At 64.1% G+C, this 21116-nt stretch carries 19 protein-coding genes; 5 read left to right on the top strand and 14 right to left on the bottom strand.

From position 1 onward, the window contains the following. Positions 1-57: 57 nt before the first annotated feature. Positions 58-1455 (bottom strand): undecaprenyl-phosphate glucose phosphotransferase, encoded by a 1398-nt coding sequence (locus CUJ90_RS08575; protein ID WP_073426644.1) that lies wholly within the window; start codon positions 1453-1455, stop codon positions 58-60. A 649-nt stretch (positions 1456-2104) separates the two neighbouring features. On the opposite strand from CUJ90_RS08575, the gene CUJ90_RS08570 reads away from it, so the two are divergent. Beyond that, on the top strand, positions 2105-3652 hold the full coding sequence (locus CUJ90_RS08570; protein ID WP_073426645.1) for a mannose-1-phosphate guanylyltransferase/mannose-6-phosphate isomerase: 1548 nt from the start codon (positions 2105-2107) through the stop codon (positions 3650-3652). 104 nt (positions 3653-3756) lie between these two features. On the opposite strand, the gene CUJ90_RS08565 is transcribed toward CUJ90_RS08570, so the two are convergent. Both CUJ90_RS08565 and CUJ90_RS08560 read right to left on the bottom strand, forming a co-directional pair. Further along, positions 3757-4998, bottom strand: coding sequence for a DUF6566 family protein (locus tag CUJ90_RS08565; RefSeq protein ID WP_114162421.1), 1242 nt, complete (start codon positions 4996-4998; stop codon positions 3757-3759). 576 nt (positions 4999-5574) lie between these two features. Then, positions 5575-5871 (bottom strand): YciI-like protein, encoded by a 297-nt coding sequence (locus CUJ90_RS08560; RefSeq protein WP_073426647.1) that lies wholly within the window; start codon positions 5869-5871, stop codon positions 5575-5577. A 454-nt stretch (positions 5872-6325) separates the two neighbouring features. Here CUJ90_RS08560 and CUJ90_RS08555 point away from each other — a divergent pair, with 454 nt between their 5' ends. From CUJ90_RS08555 to CUJ90_RS08545, 3 genes are all read left to right on the top strand, one after another. Beyond that, positions 6326-6631: a PsiF family protein gene (locus CUJ90_RS08555; protein WP_073426648.1), complete on the top strand. Its 306-nt coding sequence runs from the start codon at positions 6326-6328 to the stop codon at positions 6629-6631. A gap of 274 nt (positions 6632-6905) precedes the next feature. Further along, the gene (locus CUJ90_RS08550) at positions 6906-7355 is read left to right on the top strand and encodes a hypothetical protein (RefSeq protein ID WP_114162420.1); all 450 of its coding nucleotides are present in this window, start codon (positions 6906-6908) and stop codon (positions 7353-7355) included. Positions 7356-7789: 434 nt separating this feature from the next. After that, complete coding sequence (locus CUJ90_RS08545; protein ID WP_073426650.1) at positions 7790-8380, top strand: BPSL1445 family SYLF domain-containing lipoprotein; 591 nt, start codon at positions 7790-7792, stop codon at positions 8378-8380. A gap of 309 nt (positions 8381-8689) precedes the next feature. On the opposite strand, the gene CUJ90_RS08540 is transcribed toward CUJ90_RS08545, so the two are convergent. The 11 genes from CUJ90_RS08540 to mltG all read right to left on the bottom strand — a co-directional run bounded on the left by CUJ90_RS08540 (position 8690) and on the right by mltG (position 19906). Continuing rightward, a complete protein-coding gene (locus CUJ90_RS08540; protein WP_073426651.1) occupies positions 8690-9757 on the bottom strand; it encodes a glycosyltransferase family 4 protein in 1068 nt (355 codons plus the stop codon). A gap of 240 nt (positions 9758-9997) precedes the next feature. Further along, the gene (locus CUJ90_RS08535) at positions 9998-11158 is read right to left on the bottom strand and encodes an AAA family ATPase (protein ID WP_114162419.1); all 1161 of its coding nucleotides are present in this window, start codon (positions 11156-11158) and stop codon (positions 9998-10000) included. A 67-nt stretch (positions 11159-11225) separates the two neighbouring features. Then, a complete protein-coding gene (gene otsA / locus CUJ90_RS08530; protein WP_083083709.1) occupies positions 11226-12638 on the bottom strand; it encodes an alpha,alpha-trehalose-phosphate synthase (UDP-forming) in 1413 nt (470 codons plus the stop codon). 177 nt (positions 12639-12815) lie between these two features. Next, the gene (locus CUJ90_RS08525; protein ID WP_176035733.1) at positions 12816-14048 is read right to left on the bottom strand and encodes a mechanosensitive ion channel family protein; all 1233 of its coding nucleotides are present in this window, start codon (positions 14046-14048) and stop codon (positions 12816-12818) included. A 254-nt stretch (positions 14049-14302) separates the two neighbouring features. After that, on the bottom strand, positions 14303-14659 hold the full coding sequence (locus tag CUJ90_RS08520) for a Rap1a/Tai family immunity protein (protein WP_073426654.1): 357 nt from the start codon (positions 14657-14659) through the stop codon (positions 14303-14305). A gap of 218 nt (positions 14660-14877) precedes the next feature. Next, positions 14878-15603 (bottom strand): ankyrin repeat domain-containing protein, encoded by a 726-nt coding sequence (locus CUJ90_RS08515; protein ID WP_244219997.1) that lies wholly within the window; start codon positions 15601-15603, stop codon positions 14878-14880. 66 nt (positions 15604-15669) lie between these two features. Beyond that, on the bottom strand, positions 15670-16461 hold the full coding sequence (locus tag CUJ90_RS08510; protein ID WP_083083707.1) for a TatD family hydrolase: 792 nt from the start codon (positions 16459-16461) through the stop codon (positions 15670-15672). A gap of 70 nt (positions 16462-16531) precedes the next feature. Next, positions 16532-17053: a GNAT family N-acetyltransferase gene (locus CUJ90_RS08505; RefSeq protein WP_114163486.1), complete on the bottom strand. Its 522-nt coding sequence runs from the start codon at positions 17051-17053 to the stop codon at positions 16532-16534. 93 nt (positions 17054-17146) lie between these two features. Then, positions 17147-18181, bottom strand: coding sequence for a DNA polymerase III subunit delta' (locus CUJ90_RS08500; RefSeq protein ID WP_114162417.1), 1035 nt, complete (start codon positions 18179-18181; stop codon positions 17147-17149). Between the two features lie 94 nt (positions 18182-18275). Beyond that, positions 18276-18896, bottom strand: coding sequence for a dTMP kinase (tmk, locus tag CUJ90_RS08495; protein WP_114162416.1), 621 nt, complete (start codon positions 18894-18896; stop codon positions 18276-18278). Continuing rightward, the gene (gene mltG / locus CUJ90_RS08490) at positions 18896-19906 is read right to left on the bottom strand and encodes an endolytic transglycosylase MltG (protein ID WP_083084283.1); all 1011 of its coding nucleotides are present in this window, start codon (positions 19904-19906) and stop codon (positions 18896-18898) included. The genes tmk and mltG overlap by 1 nt, the downstream gene beginning before the upstream one ends. 78 nt (positions 19907-19984) lie before the next feature. Between mltG and ygfZ the strand changes: the two genes are divergently transcribed. Further along, on the top strand, positions 19985-21085 hold the full coding sequence (ygfZ, locus tag CUJ90_RS08485) for a CAF17-like 4Fe-4S cluster assembly/insertion protein YgfZ (RefSeq protein WP_114162415.1): 1101 nt from the start codon (positions 19985-19987) through the stop codon (positions 21083-21085). Positions 21086-21116: the final 31 nt, after the last annotated feature.

The raw sequence follows: 21116 nt of genomic DNA, 5'->3' as shown, positions 1-21116 counted from the left end.
CAGGTTTTCTCGCACCCCCTCGGGGGGCTGGCGCGCAGCGACAGTTGGGGGCCGACATCAGTACGCATTGCTGCCCACGAAGCCCTTCCACAGCGTCAGCACGACGATCTTGATGTCGAGCCAGAAGGTCCAGTGCTGCATGTAGTACAGATCGAGCTTGACGCGGCCCATCATCTTTTCGATGCGGTCGGTTTCGCCGCGATAGCCGTTGATCTGCGCCCACCCGGTGATGCCCGGCTTGATCCGGTAGCGGTGCATGTAGCCCTTCACCAGATCCTTGTAGATGTCGTCGTGTTCGAGCGCATGCGGACGCGGGCCGACCACCGACATCTCGCCGCGCAGCACGTTGATGAATTGCGGCAGCTCGTCGAGGCTCGTGCGCCGCAGGAACGCGCCGACCGCGGTGATGCGCGGGTCGCGGCGCGTGGCCTGGGTGATCTTGCCGGCCTCTTCCTGATGGATGCGCATCGAGCGGAACTTGTAGATCTCGAACTGATGGCCGTCGATGCCTTTTCTCTTCTGGCGGAAAAACACCGGGCCCGGCGAACTGAGCTTCACCATCACCGCGATCACGATCATCAGCGGCGACAGCGCGGTCAACGCGGCGAGCGCGAACAGGCGATCGAAAATGCGCTTGGGCAGCACGCGCAAATCGGTGATCGGCGAGGCGGCCAGGTTGATCGCCGGCACGCCGAGCAGATCGACCATCGGCTGGTTGAACAGCGTGAGGCTGCGCACGTCGGGAATGAAGCGGATATTCACGAAGTCGTTGCGCAGGTCCATCACGAAGCGGTGAATCGCCTTCTCCTTCGAAATCGGCAGCGCGAGCCACAACTCGCGAATCGCGCGCCGGCGCACCAGTTCGAGCATGCGCTGATAGTCGCGCTCGACCGGCACGCCGTCGATCGCGTCGCCCGCGTCGGGGTCTTCGTAATGGTTGATCGTGCCGTCCTCGTCGAACACCACCACGGGGCTAAAGCCCGCATCGGGGCGGCTGCGCATCTGCTCGATCAGAAACCGCCCATACGGCGCGCCGCCGACGATCGCCACCGCGCGCTGATTGAAGCCCTCGCGGCGCAGACCGCGCAGGATCGAATACACGATCACCTTGGTGACGATCAGCAGCACGATGGTGGCCAGCGCCCAATACGCGAGCCACAGCCGCGACAGGCTGTCCGAGCGGTGCAGGCTGAAGCTGATCAGAATGCCGGTGACCTCCACCAGCACCCAGCCGCCGGCGACGCGGCACAGCAGGTCGTACAGCGGCTTGCCGCGCCATGACTGATAGATGCCGAGCGCGGGGAAAAACACCACCACCAGCAGGCAATCGAACGCGAGCGACACGCTTTGCATATCGTCCAGCCACACGAACTTCCCGCTGTGCGCGGCCGCCGCGAGGGCGGCGCCCAGCGCGACCATGGCGATGTCGATGATTCTCGATAGAACGCTCAGCATGCGTGGCCCCTCAGTTCGTCAGTCAAGTGCCATCCGTTGTGGTTGATTAATTCCGTCATGCACTTCGGTCCGCCGCGCGACGCACAACGCCGGTATCCGCGTCCGGCCAGATAAATGCGCGACGCGAAATGAATTGAACCGGTGCTAATTGCTCCGCCGTTTTCCTTTCCAGAAAATGACTGGAACGGCCGGCTGGAAAATGCGTGTCGGAATGAGTGAATACCCTTGTACAGGTATAGATAAAGCGGTATTAAAATTCGCGCCGCAAGCCTGCAAAAAATCTCAAATTGTATCGGTCAAAGTTTCGGTATTTTTTCCGACTTTTGTTCGGCAATTGTTACCGGATTTAGCGTTGGAACGGCGTATTGCGCGCCTTTCCGTCGGCCTATGCGGTGGCTGCCGGGCGTTTCCTACGAAGCTTACAGCGGCGCCTTTCGTGGTTATTCTGCCGCATTGTCGGGCGTAAAAAAATGGCCCATAATTTTTTTCGGGTAATTTTTCTTTTTTAAAAGTTAAGCCGACATTTTTTCTTCACGAAACAGACGATTTTTATTAGCGGATTTATATAGTTTCTATTTAACGCGCTTTTATTGATTCCAGAGTTCATGATAAAACTCGACGCATTCACCCCAGCCTCGAGGAGTCCATCATGACAGCTCCGGTCACGGCCATCCCCGCCGACACCCGGTCCACGCAAGCTACGCCCCTGAACGTCAAGCTCAAGGTTCATCCCGTGATTCTGGCGGGCGGCTCCGGCACGCGCTTGTGGCCGATGTCGCGCGAACAGCATCCGAAGCAGTTGATCGGCCTGCTCGGCGAGGATTCATTGCTGCAATCCACCACGCGCCGCCTCGACGGACTCGAGGCCGGCTATCCCGTCACCGGACAACTCGTCGTGGTGGCCAACGAAGAGCAGCGCTTCACCACCGCCGAGCAATTGCGCACGAGCGGCAAGCCGGCCCGGCTGATTCTCGAACCCGTCGGGCGCGACACGGCGCCGGCGCTCACGGTGGCCGCGCTGTCGGTCGCCGCGCAGGACGAGGACGGCATCATGGTCGTGATGCCCGCCGATCACGCGGTCACCGACCTCGACGGCTTTCATGCGGCGGTGGCCGTCGGCGTGAAGCACGCGGCGGCCGGTCATATCGTAACGATGGGCATCGTGCCGACCCGCGCGGAAACCGGCTATGGCTACATTCGCATCGGCGCGGCGCTTGCCGGTGCAGCCGACGAAGCTCAGGAAGAAAGCACCGGCAAGATCGAGGTGCACCAGCTCGATCGCTTCGTCGAGAAGCCGCATCTGGAACTCGCGCAGCGCTACATCGAATCGCAGGAATACTGGTGGAACAGCGGCATTTTCATCATGCGCGCGTCGACGTGGCTGAAGGCGATCCGCCACTTCCAGCCGGCGATTTTCGAAGCATGCGAAGCGGCCTTCGCGGGCGGCAAGGCGGACGGCGACTTCTTCCGTCTGCAACGCGATGCGTTCAGCGCGTCGCCGTCGAATTCGATCGACTACGCGGTGATGGAGCAGCTCGGCAACGATCAGACCGCCGCCTCGGGCGTGGTCGTGCCGTTGCAGGCGGGCTGGTCGGACGTGGGTTCGTGGGACGCGATCTGGGACATCTCCGACAAGGACGCGAGTCAGAACGTAGGCCGCGGGCGCGTGATGTTCGAAGGCGCGAACTCCACGTTCGCGCATTCCGAGGGACGGCTGATTGCCTGCGTGGGCACGCAGGATCTGGTGGTGGTCGAAACGGCCGACGCGATTCTGGTCGCCGATAAATCGCGCGTGCAGGACGTCAAGAAAATCGTCGGCCGGATTCGCGAGGACGGCGGGCTCGAAGCGGCCAACCATCGCAAGGTGCATCGCCCGTGGGGCAACTACGATTCCGTCGACACGGGCGAGCGTTTCCAGGTCAAGCGCATCGTCGTGAAACCGGGTGCGCGGCTTTCGCTGCAAATGCATCATCACCGCGCCGAACATTGGATCGTCGTGCGCGGCACGGCGCTCGTCACGCGCGGCGAAGAGCGCTTCATCGTCTCCGAAAACGAATCGGCTTATATTCCGCTGGGCGTCACGCATCGTCTCGAGAACCCCGGCAAGATGCCGCTCGAAATGATCGAGGTGCAGTCCGGTTCGTATCTCGGCGAAGACGATATCGTGCGCTTTGACGACACTTATGGACGTCAATGAGGGACGCCGGTCAGGGACGTCGATGAATCAATGCCAGTGACGAGTCACAACGGATGAAACGGGAACCTGCGGCGGTTGCTCCTACCGGCCGCGGGGTGCTGCGCTCATCCCGCGTGGGAGATGAGTTCTGGGTACGACGAAAAACGATCTGACGCACTGTTCTCGCTGCTTGCGTTCGTGCTGGCCGGTTCGCCGGGATAGCGGCGCAAGGGTCCGCGGAATGCATTGAGCGGACCGTGCAAAGGCGCGCCGTGATTCACCGCGACAGGCTCCGGCACATGACGCATGGGCGGCAAGGGACGCGCGGGCGCCGGCGCCGTCGAACTCACCGCAGGCGCGGGCACATTCACCGTCGATGCCGGCTCCGGTGCCGCTTGGGTCGCTTGTGTCTGGGCCGCCGCGAGCGTGCCGCATTCACGGTCGATCCACTGACGCGCCCATTCGAACGCGTACTGCTCCGCTTCTTCGGCATGCGCGAAGCGTGGGCCCACGAGACCGGAGCGCTCGATGCGCTTGCCGTCCTTCATGATTTCCGCCCATGCGCGATACATCTCATTGGGCACCCGCTCGGCCGCGATGTAGATCTGATAGCCGCGCCGGTCGGCGATCTCGGTGCCGCGTGGCGCGAGACTCATCGACAGCGGCGTGCGTTGATCCGCCTGTTCATGCGCGTGGCGTGCCGACACAACGGCCGAATTCAAACCGTTCATGGCCGCGCCGACCGCGCCCGCTTCGTCCATGCGCGGCAGACCGGCTCGCCACACGGGCCGCGCCGCCGCAGCCGACGCGCCGTTGGACGCCGCCTGCATGCGCGACGGCGCGGCCGGCGGCACCACGGCTGGCGCGGTATCGAGCCCCGCCAGTTGGCGCGTGATGTCCGCGATCGGATCGGCCGAACGCCAGTTACCCGCATGATGCGACGTGCCATTGGACGAGCCCGGCGCTTGCCACGACTCGGGACTCTTCCAGGACACGCCACGCATGTTTTCGTCACGCGTGCTGGGGGTTTCCGTGACCGGTGCCGCGGGTTTGGCCGCGACGGGCGGCGCCGGTTGGGGGACGTACGCGAAAGTGCGCCCGGTTTGGGATAACAGCCGAACCATCTCGAGCAGCGTGCCGTTCAATTGCCATTCTTCGAAACGGCGCCGGCAGGTAGGACCCGACGGATAGCGGCCTGGCAGCTTCGACCAGGGCTCACCGGTTGTCAAAATCCACAGGACGGCATTCGCCACGATGCGTGGTTCGGCGCGGGGCCGGCCGCGTCGGTTTAGACGGACGGCCGGCTCATCGGAGACGAGCGCTGCCAGCAGCGCCCATTCGTCATTGCTTAGCTCATCAAAAAACATTTGGATTTTCTCCACGCAGCCTGGCCAGGCCGCGGCTTTGGGTCAGCCACGGATTCAACTTTCACGATCCATGTGCGACCCTCGGTTGCACAAATATGTCTTGGACGTTTTGCTGGCTGGTCAATACCGCCCTGTCTTAGTGCGGTTTGTCCCTATTGCGAAGCACAAAACGTGGTCTCACTCGTGCATGGGAGAATTGTGCACGAAGCATACCATCCCCAGGGTTTGCGTGAATATGACTGAGACAAGTGTTACGGATGGAAACAAACTTGTCCTTTTTGCTGCGTCATTCCACGCATTGCCGTAACAGAACTACTGTCCATTCCGGCGACGGAAAAGGTTGCTGCGCAGCACAACGTTACGACTATCTAAACGAGTTGCCTTGGTAAATCTGTTGCCCGGGCGGCACGCGATTTCAATACATTTTGAGTGAATGTCGAAGAGGCGCGCAACACCTCGGGCGCATCTTTTCGACAGCGCTCGAACAGCCGCCTGTACGCCGCCGCACGCGCGAGCCACGCCCACGCAAAGCGCCGGCTTCGCGTTCGACGACACCCGCGCGGGCCGGCGCAAGTTTCAGCGCACTGGCTTGGCGGCGCCCTCGCCCACCACGGTCGTCCATTCGCGCACGCGCCATTGCGCGACCAGACCCGCGCGAACATACGGATCGGCCTCGGCAAAGGCTCTCGCGGCAGCGGGCGAGTCGCCCTGGAAGAGCAGCAAGGCGGTGTCCGCGGGTTCGGTCAACGCACCGCCCAACAGCAGCTCGCCGCGTTCGACTGCCGCCCATGCGAGCTTCAGATGTTCGTCGCGATACGTGCCACGCCGTTCGAGATAGTCGGGCACGAGGTCATACATCAAGAGGTAGTGCATGAGAGTCTCCCAAGGCTTGCTTGCAAGAATGGATCAGTGACGCACCGGGCACATGTCGAGTCTAATAGACGCCAATGATCACCAATTGATTTTCTTCCGATTTACTATTCACGTGCGCCCGCAGCAATCCGAAATGCATACTTACGCCTTTCATCATTCGGCGTGAATGCCGTTGATGTAATTCACGCGAATTCGCCGCGACAATTCCTCTGCGTCGCATGACATGATTCGGCGCTGTCGCGCTTGCTCAAATCATGGGACGCACGCGGCCTCCGCCATGGCAGGCGTAAGGGAATACCACGGCGCGCGCGTGTCAACCAGAACGCGCCGTCCGCCGTTGTGGCAGACAGTATTTGCCATAATGAACGTGCCGAGCGGCTCTGTTGCGGGCTGTTGCGTTTGTGCCCGCTCGCCTGAACAACCACAAAATGTCTCACCACCCATGGAGTGTCACATGAAGATCCAATCCGCTATCGCTACGCTGGTGCTGGGCGCGGTGCTCGTTTCGCCGGTGTTCGCACAGAACAGCCAGCAGACCAAAATGGCCGACTGTAACAAGCAGGCAGCCGACAAGAAAGGCGACGAACGCAAGGCCTTCATGAAGAGTTGCCTGTCCGCCAAGCCCGCGGCCGCGCCGATGACCCAGCAGGAAAAGATGAAAGTGTGCAACACGCAAGCCACCGGCAAGAAAGGCGACGACCGCAAGGCGTTCATGAAGAGTTGCCTGTCGTCCGCGCCGGCCAACCAAGCCGTGCAATGAGCGATGCGCAATGAATGCGACGGAATGAATCCGGCGCGAACGTCCGGCATTGAGTCGCTCATCGATCGATAAGGGCCGCGCCTTTCTCCGGCGCGGCCCTTTGCTTTGTGCGCCCTTCTTGCAACGCTCCGTGCGCATCAACGCACGCATCAACGCACGCACGAACGTGCCGTTTTTCTTCTATGATGGCTGCGGAGACGGCCCACCCTCAATACAACATCAGACGGGCCGCCATCTTGTCGTTGGTGCTGCAGGGCATCGATCGGAGGCAAGGATGGTATCGAAGCATAAAAACCGCTGGTTAAGGCGGTGGCTGGTCGTCATCATCTTCTGGGCGGTGCCCGTGGCGATCGTTGCGGTGAACGAGATCAGGGAGGAAATGGCGTACAACGCCGTCGACCTCGATCGCGCGCTCACCACCTGGAATCTCACCGACGCGCAACGCGCCGCAGGCGTAGCCGCGCGCTGCCACGGCAAGCCCGACGAAGCGCAAGCCGCCGGCTGCCCGGCCGAGGTGCTGGCCGCCAATGCGCCGCGTCAGCAGGACGCGCGCAATGAATACGGCGTGCGCCGCACTACCCTGATGGCTTATCTCTGGCATGCGTTCGTCGGCTACTGGGTCGTGCCGGCTATCGCACTGTTCCTGCTCGGCGTGCTGATCGGCATGATTCGCCGCGCGCTGCGGCGGCCGCCGGCGGTGAAAAGCCCAGCGAATCACGGATGACGGCGACTGCGTCGATAGTCGCTGCGCGCTGGCGTCGTTGCATTCGCGCGGGCGCCGGATCAGCATCACGAAACACCGGTTCGCGGCGCAGAAGCAACACTTTCAATTGAATTGCAACGGGAATCGCCGGCGCGAAAAATCGGTAAAAACGGGCATTCGGTTGGTTCGCGTCCTTTCGAGCGTGGCGCGGATCGAGTCTCGACAGCCGCCCCGGAAAGCCCATTCGAACTCGCTGCCGGAGCGCTTCGAACGGTGTTTTCGATGCAGGTCAAATTTACATCACGATGCCTTGCGATTAGCCGCAAAGCCCCGCCACACAAGGCTCTCCGCCTGCCGGCGAGGCGTCCCTCCAGGTCCGCATGTGATATAACTCAAAGGGCAACCCCGGCAACATCCAACGAGGTTGCGCCCCGGAACCATGACGGAGAAAAACGATGCAAAGACGAAACTTCATGTTGAAGACTACCGCTGCGCTCGCTTTCGGAGGCCTTGCACTCGCCGGCTGTACGACCACCGGCGGCGGCAAGCAGGGCACGTCCTCCACCGATACCTCCAAACGCCAGTCGATCGACGCCAGCGTCGACGGCACCATGTCGCGCCTCTATACGACGGTGAAGGGTTCGCGCGAACTCGTCGCCAAGGCGCGCGGCGTTCTCGTGTTCCCGTCGGTCCTGCAAGCGGGCTTCATCGTCGGCGGCCAATACGGCGAAGGCGCGTTGCGCGTGGGCGGCAGCACGGTCGGCTACTACAGCACGGCCACGGGATCGTTCGGTCTGCAGGCAGGCGCGCAATCGAAGGCCATCGTCTTCCTGTTCATGACGCAAGACGCGCTCGACAAATTCCGCAACGCCGACGGCTGGTCCGTGGGCGGCGACGCTTCCGTCGCACTGGTGAAGATGGGCGCGAACGGCGCGATCGACACGAACACGGCCACGGCGCCGGTCGAGGTATTCGTGATGACCAATGCCGGCCTGATGGCCGACCTGTCGCTCCAGGGCACCAAGGTGTCGCGCCTGAAGATCTGAGCGCGCGGTGAATTTGCCGGTCCGCGGGCTGCGGCGGATCCGCCGGTTCCGTTAGCGGCGGCAGCGGTTCAGACGCAGCCCGCGGACGCGACCATTGCACGTTGCATCCCGCGCACGCGGTGCCTGCGGGTCATGGAGCTTTGTGTTCGGCTCCCGATGCATGCCCTCGTGCCGGCGATGCGACTATCCCCAGCGAAGCGGCAATAAAAACGGCGATGCGCCTTGCACATCGCCGTTCTTTTTATCGTGCCGCGCGAGGCGGTGGCCGCTTTATCAACCGGGCTCACCCCTGCGCCATGTCCGCTCGCCTCAACTTCCCGACGTATCGATCACCTTGAAGCGCGAACGCTTCTGCGCGCGAATCACCGACTGATACGCGTCCACATACTGCTGCGCCATCCGGTGCGACGTGAAGCGCTCCTCGAAGCGTTGCCGCACGCCCGCGCGCGGCATCTTATGCAGGCGATTGACCGCCGCGACCGCGCCGATCTCGTCCTCGACGATAAAGCCGGTCACGCCGTCTTCCAGCACTTCGGGCACCGAGCCGCGATTGAACGCGATCACCGGCGTGCCGCACGCCATCGCCTCGATCATGACGAGGCCGAACGGCTCCGGCCAGTCGATCGGGAACAGCAGCGCATGCGCGCCGGAAAGGAACTCGGCCTTCTGGTGATCCGCGATCTCGCCGATGAACTCGACATAGGGCAAGTCCAGCAACGGCCGGATATCGCGTTCGAAGTACTCGCGATCGGCGGCGTCCACTTTCGCGGCGATGCGAATCGGCATGCCGCAACGTCCGGCAATGCGAATCGCCGTGTCGACACGTTTTTCCGGCGAGATGCGGCCGAGAAACGCGAGGTACTTCTGCTCGACGGGTTGCGGCGTGTAGAGCTGCTCGGGCAAACCGTGATAGACGGTCGTGAGCCACCTGGCCTGCGGCAGCGGATGACGCTGCGCATTCGAAATCGAAATCACCGGCGCGGTGTTGAACGTGTCGAACACCGGCTGCTGCTCGGGCAAGTCGAGGCGGCCATGCATCGTCGTGACGAAGGGCGTCTCCTGGCGCTTGAACACCGAAAACGAGTAGTAGTCGAGGTGAAAGTGCAGAACGTCGAAGTTCTCGGCCTGGCGGCGCACCAGTTCCATCAACAGCATATGGGGCGCCACGCGGTCGCGGATGCCGGGGTCCAGACGCAAGGCGCGAGGCCAGACCGCTTCGAGTTTTGCGTTCGTGACGGAGTCGCCGCTCGCGAACAGCGTCACGTCATGGCCGAGATCGACGAGCGCCTCGGTAATGTACGACACGACGCGCTCCGTGCCGCCATATAACTTGGGCGGCACCGATTCGGTCAAGGGGGCGATCTGCGCAATCTTCATATTGTGTCTCCGTGAACTGACGGCTTGCGCGTGCGGCGGTGCGCGTCAGCGGCGCCGGGATGCCGGCGCCAGGTGCTTCCCGATCAATGCCGATCAATGCGATCGCCCGCCGCGCGAGCGCGTGCACCACCGGCATCGAAGCATTATTCATCAAGGCGCAACAAAAAGCCGCTCGTCTTGCATTTCCTCGGTGCTGTTACATTCAGCTTACATCCGCCCAGGCACCGAACGGCGACGCTGCTAGCGAGCCGGCCATTTCCACGCCGGTAAATCGCGATCGTCCGCGTCCGCGATACGCGTCGCGCCGAAGTGCTTCTCCAGCACGATCGAGCGGCTGTCGTTCTCGCGCTCGAGCGCCGCGATCAGCCGCGCCGCGTGCGACACCACCAGCACCTGCGAATGCGTTGAAGCGCGCGCGATCAGGCGCGCGAGCGCCGGCAACAGATCCGGATGCAAGCTCGTCTCCGGTTCGTTCAACACCAGCAGCGCCGGCGGACGCGGCGTCAATAACGCGGCCACCAGCAGCAGATAGCGCAAGGTGCCGTCCGATAGCTCCGCGCCCTTTAACGGTCGCAGCAGGCCGTGTTGCTGCATCGTCACTTCGAAGCGGCCGTCCTGCGTCGCGATGTCGAGGCGCGAGCCGGGAAAGGCGTCGTCGATTGCCGCATCGAGCGCGAGCGGGTCGCCGATTTCACGGATGGTTTGCAACGCGGCGGCGAGGTCGGCGCCGTCGTTGGAAAGCACCGGCGTATGCGTGCCGAGTTGCGGCAGACGCGCGGCGGCTTCGGCGTCGGTGCGGAAGTGGTCGTAGAAGCGCCACGAGCGGATCTGTTCGCGAACCGTGATCATCTCCGGCGCGGTGCGCGGGTCGGAGAACTCCGTCATCATGCTGTCGAAGCTGGCGACGGGTTGCGGAACGGCTTGCCAGTCGCGACCGTCGCGCGTGTGGATCGCGGGGCCGCGCCGATCGACCAGCATTGCGGCCGGGCGCAGCACCGGACCGCTCCAGATGCATTCGCGTTTGATGATCGGGTCGAGCTGGAAGCGGCTGTTTCCGGGCTGCGGCAGCCCCAGGTCGATCGCATAACCGAAACTGTCGCCGGAAAAGCCGAGCCGCAGACTCACCGGCTCTTTGCGGCGCGTGCCTTCAACCGCAAATTCCCCATCCAGCACCGCACGCGAAAAACGCTCGGGCCCAGCCCACAAGGTGGACTGCAAACCGCCCTCACGCGCGAGCGACGTGATCACTCCGCCGCGCGCGGTCTCGGCGAGCAGACGCAGCGAGCGGTACACGCTCGACTTGCCGCTGCCGTTCGCGCCCGTGATCACGTTCAGCCGGCCGAGCGGCACGATCAATTCGCGCAGCGACCGGTAACCGGCGATGGCCAGGGTCGTCAGCATACGCGCCGCCTTCGGTCAAACGCGAGCCGCGACGTGCCCGCGACACGCACCCCGTATCCATGCGTCATCATCCATGCCCGCCGCCCTTGCCCGGCGTCTGCACCGGCACACTGCGTAAATCGCGCAGGAACGTATCGCGCCACACGCCGAGATCGTTCTTGCGCAGCGCCGCCATGTTGATCTCGTGACGCCGCTGACGTGCATCGAGCGGCATTTGCAGCGCGCGCTGCAAGGCTTCGCACATGCCGATCGCATCGTGCGGATTGACGAGCAGCGCGCCGCTCAACTCGGCCGCCGCGCCCGCGAAAATCGACAGCACCAGCACGCCGGGGTCGTCGGGATTCTGCGCGGCCACATACTCCTTGGCGACGAGGTTCATGCCGTCATGCAAGGGCGTGACGAAGCCGATCTGCGACTCGCGAAACAGCGACATCAGTTTCCAGCGGTCGTACTGCTGATTCAGATAGCGGATCGGCGTGTAGTCGAGGCCCGAATAGCGCCCGTTGATGCGCCCTGCCTCGTACTCCAGGTCCTGGCGGATCTTCTGATAGGTGGCGACGTCCGAGCGCGTGGGCGGCGCGATCTGCACCAGCGTGACGTTGCCGCGCCACTCGGGCGAGCGCTCCAGCAGATGCTCGAACGCGCGGAACCGCTCGACCAGTCCCTTCGAATAATCGAGCCGGTCCACGCTCATGATCAGCTTGCGGCCCTCCAGACTCTGCTTCAAATCGAGCACGTGCTGGCGGCTTTCGTAGCGCTTGGCCTGTTCGGCGATTTCGTCGGGAAACACGCCGATCCGGTAGACGCCCGTGCGCAGCTTGCGGCCGAATGCTTCGACGAGGCCGTCCGCGCTGACCGTGCCGCGCGCATGACGCGTCACGTAATCGTGAAAGGCGAGTTCATCGGTCGCGGTCTGAAAACCGAGCAGGTCGTAGCACGACAGCGACTTCACCAGCTCTTCGTGCGGCGGAATGTTGAGCAGGATCTGCGGCGCGGGAAACGGAATGTGCAGGAAGAAACCGATGCGGTTCGTGATGCCTTCGGAACGCAGCGCTTCGGCGAACGGGATCAGATGGTAGTCGTGAACCCAGATGACGTCGTCCGGTTCGAGCAGCTTGATCAGCTTGTGCGCAAGCCATGCGTTGACGCGCCGGTAGCCCGCGTATTCCTCGCGCTCGTAGCGCGCGAGGTCGTTGCGGTAGTGGAACACCGGCCACAGCGTCGCGTTCGAAAAGCCGCGGTAGTACTGGTCGTAGTCCTTGCGCGTGAGGCCGACGGTCGCGAACGTCACCGCGCCGTCCTGTTCGAGCGTGGGACCGGCGTTGGCGACGGTTTCGCTGACCACGTCACCGCTCCAGCCGAACCACACGCCTCCCGCGTCCTTCAGCGCGCCGAATACGCCGACCGCGAGGCCGCCCGCCGACCCCTTGGTTTCCGTCGGCGTTGCGACGCGATTCGACACGACGATCAGTCGGCCCATGTTGGTTGTCCTCCTTGGTTCGCACGGCTTTGAGCGCGGCCTCGCTTCGACGGCAGGAAGCGAAGCGAGTGAAGCGAGGCGCGCCATGCCGCGTCAGGTTCGTCAATCAGTGGGCGGTTCGACCACGTGGTGCCCGATCGGTTGCACGCAGTTTCACGCACGCGCCGCCCGGCCGCGCTAGGCGTTCTCCTTCACCTTGCGCGACGGCTCGGGCACCGCCGGACGGCTGCCACGACTTGCGACCGGATCGGCTTCGGTGTGCGCGGCGGTGCTGCCGGCCGGCGTGCGCGCACCGCGCGGCACCCAGTCGAGCGGCTCGCCCTTGCCGTTTTCGAGCTCCGCCGACACTTCGGCACGCGCGCGCGGCAAGTACTGCGGATAGTGCTTCTGAATGAAGTCGAGGAGCCCCTCGCGAACCCGGCAGCGCAGGTCCCAGTTCAGGCCGGAATCGAGCGAACTGACGAGCGCGCGCAATTGCATCGAGCGCTCCGTGCCGTCGGTGACTTGCAGCACCTGCACGCGGCGGTCCCACTCGGGCGCGCTCTCGACGATGCGCGCGAGTTCCTCGCGCAGCGGCGCGAGCGGCATCCGGTAATCGACGTAAAGAAATACGGTGCCGATGATCTGCGAACTGCTGCGCGTCCAGTTCGAAAACGGATTTTCGATGAACCATTGCAGCGGCACGATCAACCGCCGCTGATCCCACAGACGCACCGACACATACGTACCGGTGATTTCCTCGATGCGCCCCCACTCGCCCTCGATCACGACGACGTCGTCCAGACGGATCGGCTGCGACAACGCAATCTGCAAACCGGCGATCAGATTGCCGAGCACCGGCCGGGCGGCAATACCGGCGACCAGACCGGCCACGCCCGCCGACGCCAGCAGGCTCGCGCCGATCTGCCGGACATTCGGAAACGTCATCAGCGCGCCGCCCACCCCGACGATCACGATCACCAGCATCACCGTGCGCGCCAGCACCCTCGCCTGCGTATGGATGCGGCGCGCGTGCAGATTGTCGGCGGTGTCGAGCGGATGCGCCTGGATGATCGCCTCGCCGATGGCCGCCGCCGAGCGCACGGACAGCCACGTGAGCGCGCCGATCAGCGCCATCGCGGCGGCGTCGCGCAACGGTGCGATGAAGCGCAGCGTATCGGGCGCTTCCCACCACACCGCCTCCAGCGCGAGGATCACGAGGACGAACAGCGACGGCTTGTCGATGTAGCGCAGCACCACGCTGGTGAGCGGATAAGGCCGCGCGATGCGCGTCACGATGCGCGCGCCGACCCGATGAATGCCGATGCCCAGCAGCACCGCGACGCCCGAGACGATCAACGCGCCGAGCCACGTATGCAGCGGCGCTTCGGCGATACGGCTGAGTTCGTCGAGAGTAGGCAGGTAGCGCATGTTCCTCCTGACTTGGAATATCGGACCACGGAATCGCCGGACCGCGACGCGAGAACGCGGCGCGTGCGGCACGCCGCGCATGGCGAAAGAGGCGGCAAGGCGCCCGCGACGCGGGCGCGAGCCCGAAAGCCCCGTCCCGCTGATGATACTGACACGCCTGAAATAAACGCGGCGCGCCGTCTATGTTTCGATTGCCCGGGCCGCGCCTGGCGGCCCGTTAACCCCGGCGTGCGGGGCGTCAGCCGTCGTTCGGATCAGCTTCCGCTCTTGCAAGGAAACGCCTTGCCGAGTCCCAACGAAATCGCCGTGCTGGCGTTGTAGCCCGCGACGATTGGATTTTCCGCGATGTACTTGCGCACCGCGTCGGTCAGTTGCGCCGAGCGCGCGTCTTGCGGCAGGCAGAAGTACTGGCCGACGCGCGGCCCAGTGGTGCCGCCGATCGCGTCGATGGTATTGAAGATGCCGTCGGCGGCGCCTTCGATATAAGCGGCGCACGCGCTACGCGACGCCACGTCCGTCTTGGTGCACAGCTTGTTGAGGTCGCCTCCCGTAAACGCGAATGCCGATAGCGGTGCGGCAAGCGCGCTGGCGAAAATCAAAGCCCGCAGCATGGTGTTCCTTTCCAGTCGTTTATCACGCGGTCTGCTGCCGCGTCCCGAGGGCGCGCCACGCGGCGCGCCAAAGTCGTCATTCTGCACTGTTTTGCGAAGCGGCAGCAGGCAACAGCGGCTAGCTTCAGGCGCTTTTACGTGCGCGGTGTTCGCGGCTTGCCGGCATGCAATCCGGCGCGCCGGAGCGCGGCGGCGCGGACACCGCCTCGCCGCACCCTTCACTTCTGTTGCATTTGCTGCAGGCGCGCCGTCAGTCCTTCGACGACGTCCGGCTCTTTATAGGTCTTCGCGAAATCGAGCGCTGTCAGGCCGATCTGGTTCTTCACCGTGAGGTCCGCGCCATTGTCGAGCAGCAGTTTCACCGTCGACACATGACCGCCGCGCGCGGCCATCATCAGCGGCGTCGTGCCGTTGGGCGAACCGGCGTCCACGTAGGCCGAATGGTCGAGCAGCAGCTTGACGACGTCGTCGTGGCCGTTCGCGGCTGCGTAGTGCAGCGGCGCCCAGCCCTTCTTGTTGACTTCGGCATCCTTCGCGATCAACTGTTTGACGAACTCGATGTCGCCGTTCAGCGCGGCCATCATCATCGCGTTTTCGCCGGCCTTGTCCTGGATCTCGACATCGGTTTTAGGATTCGCGAGCAAGGCGGCGCCCACCTTGTCCGACTTCTCGCGAGCGGCCAACACCAGCAGCGGATAGCCCTGGTTGTCGACGCTGTTCGGGTCCATGCCCTTGGCGAGCAGCTTGTTGACGCCGTCGACGTCGTCGAATTTGACCGACTTGATCAGCGAGTCGATCGGCGCGGCCTGAACCGGCGCGGCAAAGAGCCCAGTGAGCGCCGCGCAGGCCAGCGTGGCCGCGAGCGCCATGCGGGCCGCACCGCGCCGCGCCAAGGTGGGAGCGGTTTGCGTGACGGGAATCAGGGGAAACGCTGCGTTCGACATCGGATTAGTTCTCATATTTTGCTTTAGGAAACTTTCCTATCCACTTGATATTTATGATTTTTAGACTCAAACCCCGGCGGGTGCCGGGATCTTGAAGAGCCGGAAGAAATTCTGCGTGGTCGCGACGGCAAGCGCGGTATCCGGCATCTCGCGCTGTTGCGCGATGAAGCGTCCGACATAACTGACGTACGCAGGTTCATTCGGCTTGCCGCGATACGGCACCGGCGCGAGGTACGGCGAATCGGTTTCGATCAGCAAGCGCTCGAGCGGCACGCGGCGCGCGACGTCCTGCACGTCGGTCGCGCTCTTGAACGTGACGATGCCCGACAGCGAGATATAAAAATTCTGCGCCAGCGCCTGCTCCGCGACCGCCCACGGTTCGGTGAAGCAATGCATCACGCCGCCCGGCTCGCCCGCGCGCTCCTCGGCCATGATGCGCAGCGTGTCTTCCGCCGACGAACGCGTGTGGATGATCAGCGGCTTTTGCGTGGCATGCGCCGCGCGGATATGCGTGCGAAAACGCTCGCGCTGCCATTCCATGTCGGCGATGGTGCGGCCTTCCAGACGGTAGTAATCGAGGCCGGTCTCGCCGATCGCCACCACCTTCGGATGGTCGGCCAGCTCGACCAGTTCGGCGAGGCTCGGCTCGCGCATGTCCTCGTGATCGGGATGCACGCCGACCGACGCGTAGACGTTCTCATACCGGCTGGCGATGTCCAGCACGGACGGCAGCGTTTCCAGATCGACCGACACGCACAGCGCATGCGTGACCGAATGGCTGCGCATGTTCTCGAGCACCTGCGGCAGGCGGTCGGCGAGTCCTTCGAAGTTGATATGGCAGTGCGAGTCGACAAACATGGGGATGATGTCCTGCTAGCTAATGATCAAAATGCGCCGGCGCGAATCAGGCGGCGAATCAGGTGGCGAATCAGGTGGCAAACCCCGTGTCGAGGCGCTTGCCGAGAATCACCAGATCGCGCTCCACGCCGTCGAGCACCGCGACGCGCGGCAGCGAGCCCCAGGTGTCGAAACCGAAGCCGCGAAACAGGCGCAGGCTCGCTTCATTGTGGCCGAAGATAAAACCCAGCACCGTATCGATGCCGAGCGCCGGCGCCACCGCGAGCGAGGCCGCCAGCAGTTGCTTGCCGAGGCCCTTGCCGCGCGCGCACTCGTCGAGATAGATGCTGACCTCGGCCGTGCGCTGGTATGCCGGACGGCCATAAAAGTCCGAAAAGCTCAGCCACCCGATCACGCGGCCCGGCTGCCGCGGATCGTCGACGACCCACAGCGGACGCTTTTGCGGACCGTGCGCGTGGAACCACGCATGCCGGCTTGCCACGCTGACCGGTTCCAGGTCGGCGGTGACTTGCCGCGACGGCACGGTCGAGTTGTAAATGGCAACGATCGCGGGCAGATCGTCGAGCGTCGCATCGCGGTAGACAAGGCTCATGGTGTTTTGAGTGAGATCGAATTGGAACAGCGTGGAAACGCCGTGCGAGCTGCCGGCCAAAGAGCGCGGCAGTGACCAACCTAAGTGAGCAACCTAAGCGAACAACTCGCGATAACCGAGGAACAGTTCCTCGAACACCAGCCGCGCATTCAACGGATGGTTCTCGACGGCGCGCTGGCGCGTCACCGTGCGCATGAAGCGCGCGAACGCTCCAGCGTCGGCCTGCGATGCGCAGCGCGTCAGCGCCGCCGAGGCTTGCGGAAAATAACGCGGCGCGCCGGCGGTGCGCTGCGCCAGCAAATCGTACATCCAGCGTTGCAGCCAGCCGAGCACCAGCGGCACCGGCAGCTTCTGCAACGCCTCGCCACAGGCGAAGGCGTCGCACTCCGAACCGGCGGCCAATTGCTTCAGGGTCCAGTCGCGCAGCGCGCGGTTTTCGTCGCTCGCGAGCGCCAGCGCCGTGAGCGGCGCGCCGCCGGCTTCAGCCAGCAGCGCGGGCGCCTCGGCGATGCCTTGCGCGGTCAGCCACTGCGTTGCCGCTTGCTGCGCCGGCAGGCTCATCGGCCATTGGCGGCAACGGCTGATGATGGTGGGCAGCAGCCGGTCGACGCGCGCCGACACCATCAGGAACATGACGCCCGCGGGCGGCTCCTCGAGCGTTTTCAGGAGCGCGTTGGCCGCCGCGATATTCAGCGCTTCGGCCGGATACAGCACGACCACGCGCGCGCCGCCGCGATGCGAGCCGACGCCGACGAAGTCCAGCAGACCGCGAACCTGCTCGATCTTGATTTCCTTGCTGGGCGCGCGAGTCTTCTTGCCCTCGTCGGCGTCGGCCTTGTCGGCTTTTTCCTCGGCGGCGTTGCCGGCGCCGGCTTCAGCGGCCAGCGCCTCGGGCACGACGATCCGGTAGTCGGGATGATTGCCTTGCGCGAACCAGTTGCAGGCGACGCACGCGCCGCACGGCTCGCCGTTGGCCTGCTGCGACTCGCATAGCAAGCCCTGCGCGAGATGCTGCGCAAAGCGCAGTTTGCCGATGCCGGCCTGCCCATGAAGCAGCAACGCATGCGGCCAGTGGCCGCGCAACTGCTGCAGGCGGTTCCAGTCATCGGCTTGCCACGGATAAATCATCGTTTCTCTTTGAATTCAATCAGTTGACGGCATTTCACGAGAGGTCACAAGAACTTTGCAGCTCGCTATAATGGCGGCTTATATTTTTTAAAAATCAAAGGCTTGCAATCAGTTCTTCGAGTTGCTTCTGAATTCGCGTGATGCTTTGCGACGAGTCGATGATAGCGAACCGGGACGGCGCTTCTTCCGCGCGGCGCAAATACTCGGCGCGCGTGCGGTTGAAAAACGCCACCGACTCGCTCTCGAAGCGGTCCGGGTCGCGCACCGCGCTGCGCCGTTCGCTGGCGACTTCGGGCGCGAGGTCGAACAGCACCGTCAGGTCCGGCTGAAACCCGCCCTGCACCCAGCGCTCCAGCGTTTCCAGCTTGTCGCGCGGCAGTCCGCGCCCGCCGCCCTGATAGGCGAAAGTCGCGTCGGTGAAACGGTCCGACAGCACCCAGTCGCCGCGCGCAAGCGCCGGCTCGATGATCTCGGCCAGATGCTGGCGGCGCAGCGCGAACATCAGCAAGGCCTCGGTTTCGAGGTCCATTTTCTGATGCAGCACAATCTCGCGGATCTGCTCGCCGAGCGGCGTGCCGCCCGGCTCGCGCGTCATGACGACCGAACGGCCGGTGCTCGCGACCTTCGTTTCGAGGCGCTCGCGGAACCAGCCGAGATGGGTGGTCTTGCCGGCCCCGTCGATGCCCTCGAATGTGATGAATTTGCCCCGCGCCATCATTGCCCTCGAATGTATTTGTCCACGGCCTTGTTGTGATCGCCGAGGGTGTCAGAAAAGATGCTGCTGCCGTCGCCGCGCGACACGAAGTACAGCGCGGTGGTTTGCGCCGGGTTCATCGCCGCTTGCAGCGACGCGACACCGGGCAACGAGATGGGCGTAGGCGGCAAACCCATCCGGGTGTAGGTATTGTAGGGAGTGTCAGTCTGCAGGTCTTTCTTCCTGATGCGGCCGGCGTAGTTTTCGCCCATGCCGTAAATCACGGTCGGATCGGTTTGCAGCGGCATGCCCACGCGCAGCCGGTTCGCGAACACGGCCGCCACCATCGGGCGGTCGGACTTCCTGCCGGTTTCCTTTTCGATGATCGAGGCCATGGTCAGCGCGTCGTACGGCGTCTTGTACGGCAGGTCCGCCGCGCGCGCGACCCACGCTTCGTCCAGACGCAGGCGCATCAGCCGGTATGCGCGGCGGTACACGTCGAGGTCGCTCGTGTTCTTGTCGAACAGATACGTGTCCGGAAAAAACAGCCCCTCGCCGTTGCCGATCGGCGCTTCCGGCGCGTTGATCGCGTTCATCAGCGCGGCGTCGCTCATGCCGAGCGTGTCGTGCCTGAGCGCCGGATTGGCGTCCAGCTCGGCGCGCATGCGCTTGAAGGTCCAGCCTTCGATAATGGTCGCCACGTATTCGTTGACGTCGCCGCGCGCGATTTTCTGCAGCACCTCATACGGCGTCACACCCGTCTTGAACTCGTAGTTGCCCGATTTCAGCGCGCTTTGCAACCCGAGCAGCCGCGTCATAATAATGAACAGTTCGGGCTCGACCGGCACGCCGCCGCGATTGAGCTGCAACGTGACGCTGCGCAGGCTGCTGTGCGGTTTGACGGTGACGTCGAGCTGCGCGGGGGTCAACTCGAGCGGGCGGTTGGCCCAGTAATACCCGCCGGCAACGGCGGCGCCGGCCAGCACGACGACGATCGAGCCGGCGACGAGACATTTCTTCAGGAGGGACATGCGAAACATGGCTGGGTTGGACCTCATATAATACTTGTTTGCCTTAGCCAAAGTCAGAATTGACTGTTCCGGGAATCCATGAACACACCGCTCGCTAATGCTGCTTCAGGCGCTTCAGGCACGACTGCTTCAGGCACGACTTCGGCTCCCGCCGCCGCAGCCCCTTCGGCCGCGTCCGCCGGACTTCCCACGCTGCCGCGCCCGGCGTCCGATGAATTCGAGGCCGTGGTCGAGCACGGCGCCTACATGCCGCTCACGCAGTTCGGCGTGATCGACGCCACCGGCGACGACGCGGCGAGCTTCCTGCACGGCCAGTTGACCAACGACACCCAGCATCTCGATGCCGCCAATGCGCGGCTCGCCGGCTACTGCTCGGCCAAGGGGCGTCTGCTGGCGTCGTTCCTCACGTGGCGCAGCGGCGACACGATCCGCCTGCTGGTGTCGAAAGACGTGCAGGCCGCGGCGCAGAAACGGCTGTCGATGTTCGTGCTGCGCGCGAAGGCCAAACTCGTGGACGCAAGCGGCGAACTGGCGGTGATCGGCCTCGCGGGCGACGTGCGCCGCGCGCTCTCCGGCGTCTTCGACGCGCTGCCCGACGGCGTGCACGTCAAGGTGGACGGCGCCGCCGGTTCGCTGATCCGCGTGCCGGACGCGCTCGGCCGCTTGCGTTATCTGTGGGTCGGGCCGAAGGCGGAAGTCGAGGCGCACCTGCCCTCGCTCGACGACAAGCTCAAGCGCGTGTCGCCGGCCGTCTGGGACTGGCTCGACATTCGCGCGGGCGAACCGCGCATCACCCAGCCGGTGGTCGAGCAGTTCGTGCCGCAAATGGTCAACTTCGACGTGCTCGGCGCGGTGAATTTCCGCAAGGGCTGCTATCCCGGCCAGGAAGTGGTCGCGCGCAGCCAGTATCGCGGCACGATCAAGCGGCGCACGTCGCTCGCCAACGTGGCCGGCGAACTGGAAACGGTGCAGGCCGGCGCCGAACTGTTTCACTCGGACGATCCGGGCCAGCCGTGCGGCATGGTCGTGAATGCGGCGTCGGCGCAGGACGGCGGAGTCGATCTGCTGGTCGAGATCAAACTTGCGGCGCTGGCAAGCGGCTCCGTGCATCTGGGCGCGGCCCAGGGCTCCGCGCTGCGGTTCCTGGCGCTGCCGTACGGGTTGCCAACCGAGGTTTAAAGCAGAGGAACGAGAGTGAGCGGCGCGGTCA

This window comes from Paraburkholderia terricola (genome assembly GCF_003330825.1).
Lineage (GTDB): Bacteria > Pseudomonadota > Gammaproteobacteria > Burkholderiales > Burkholderiaceae > Paraburkholderia > Paraburkholderia terricola.
The sequence above is the reverse complement of the archived record's forward strand: the minus strand, read 5'-3'. Positions and strand labels throughout refer to the sequence as shown.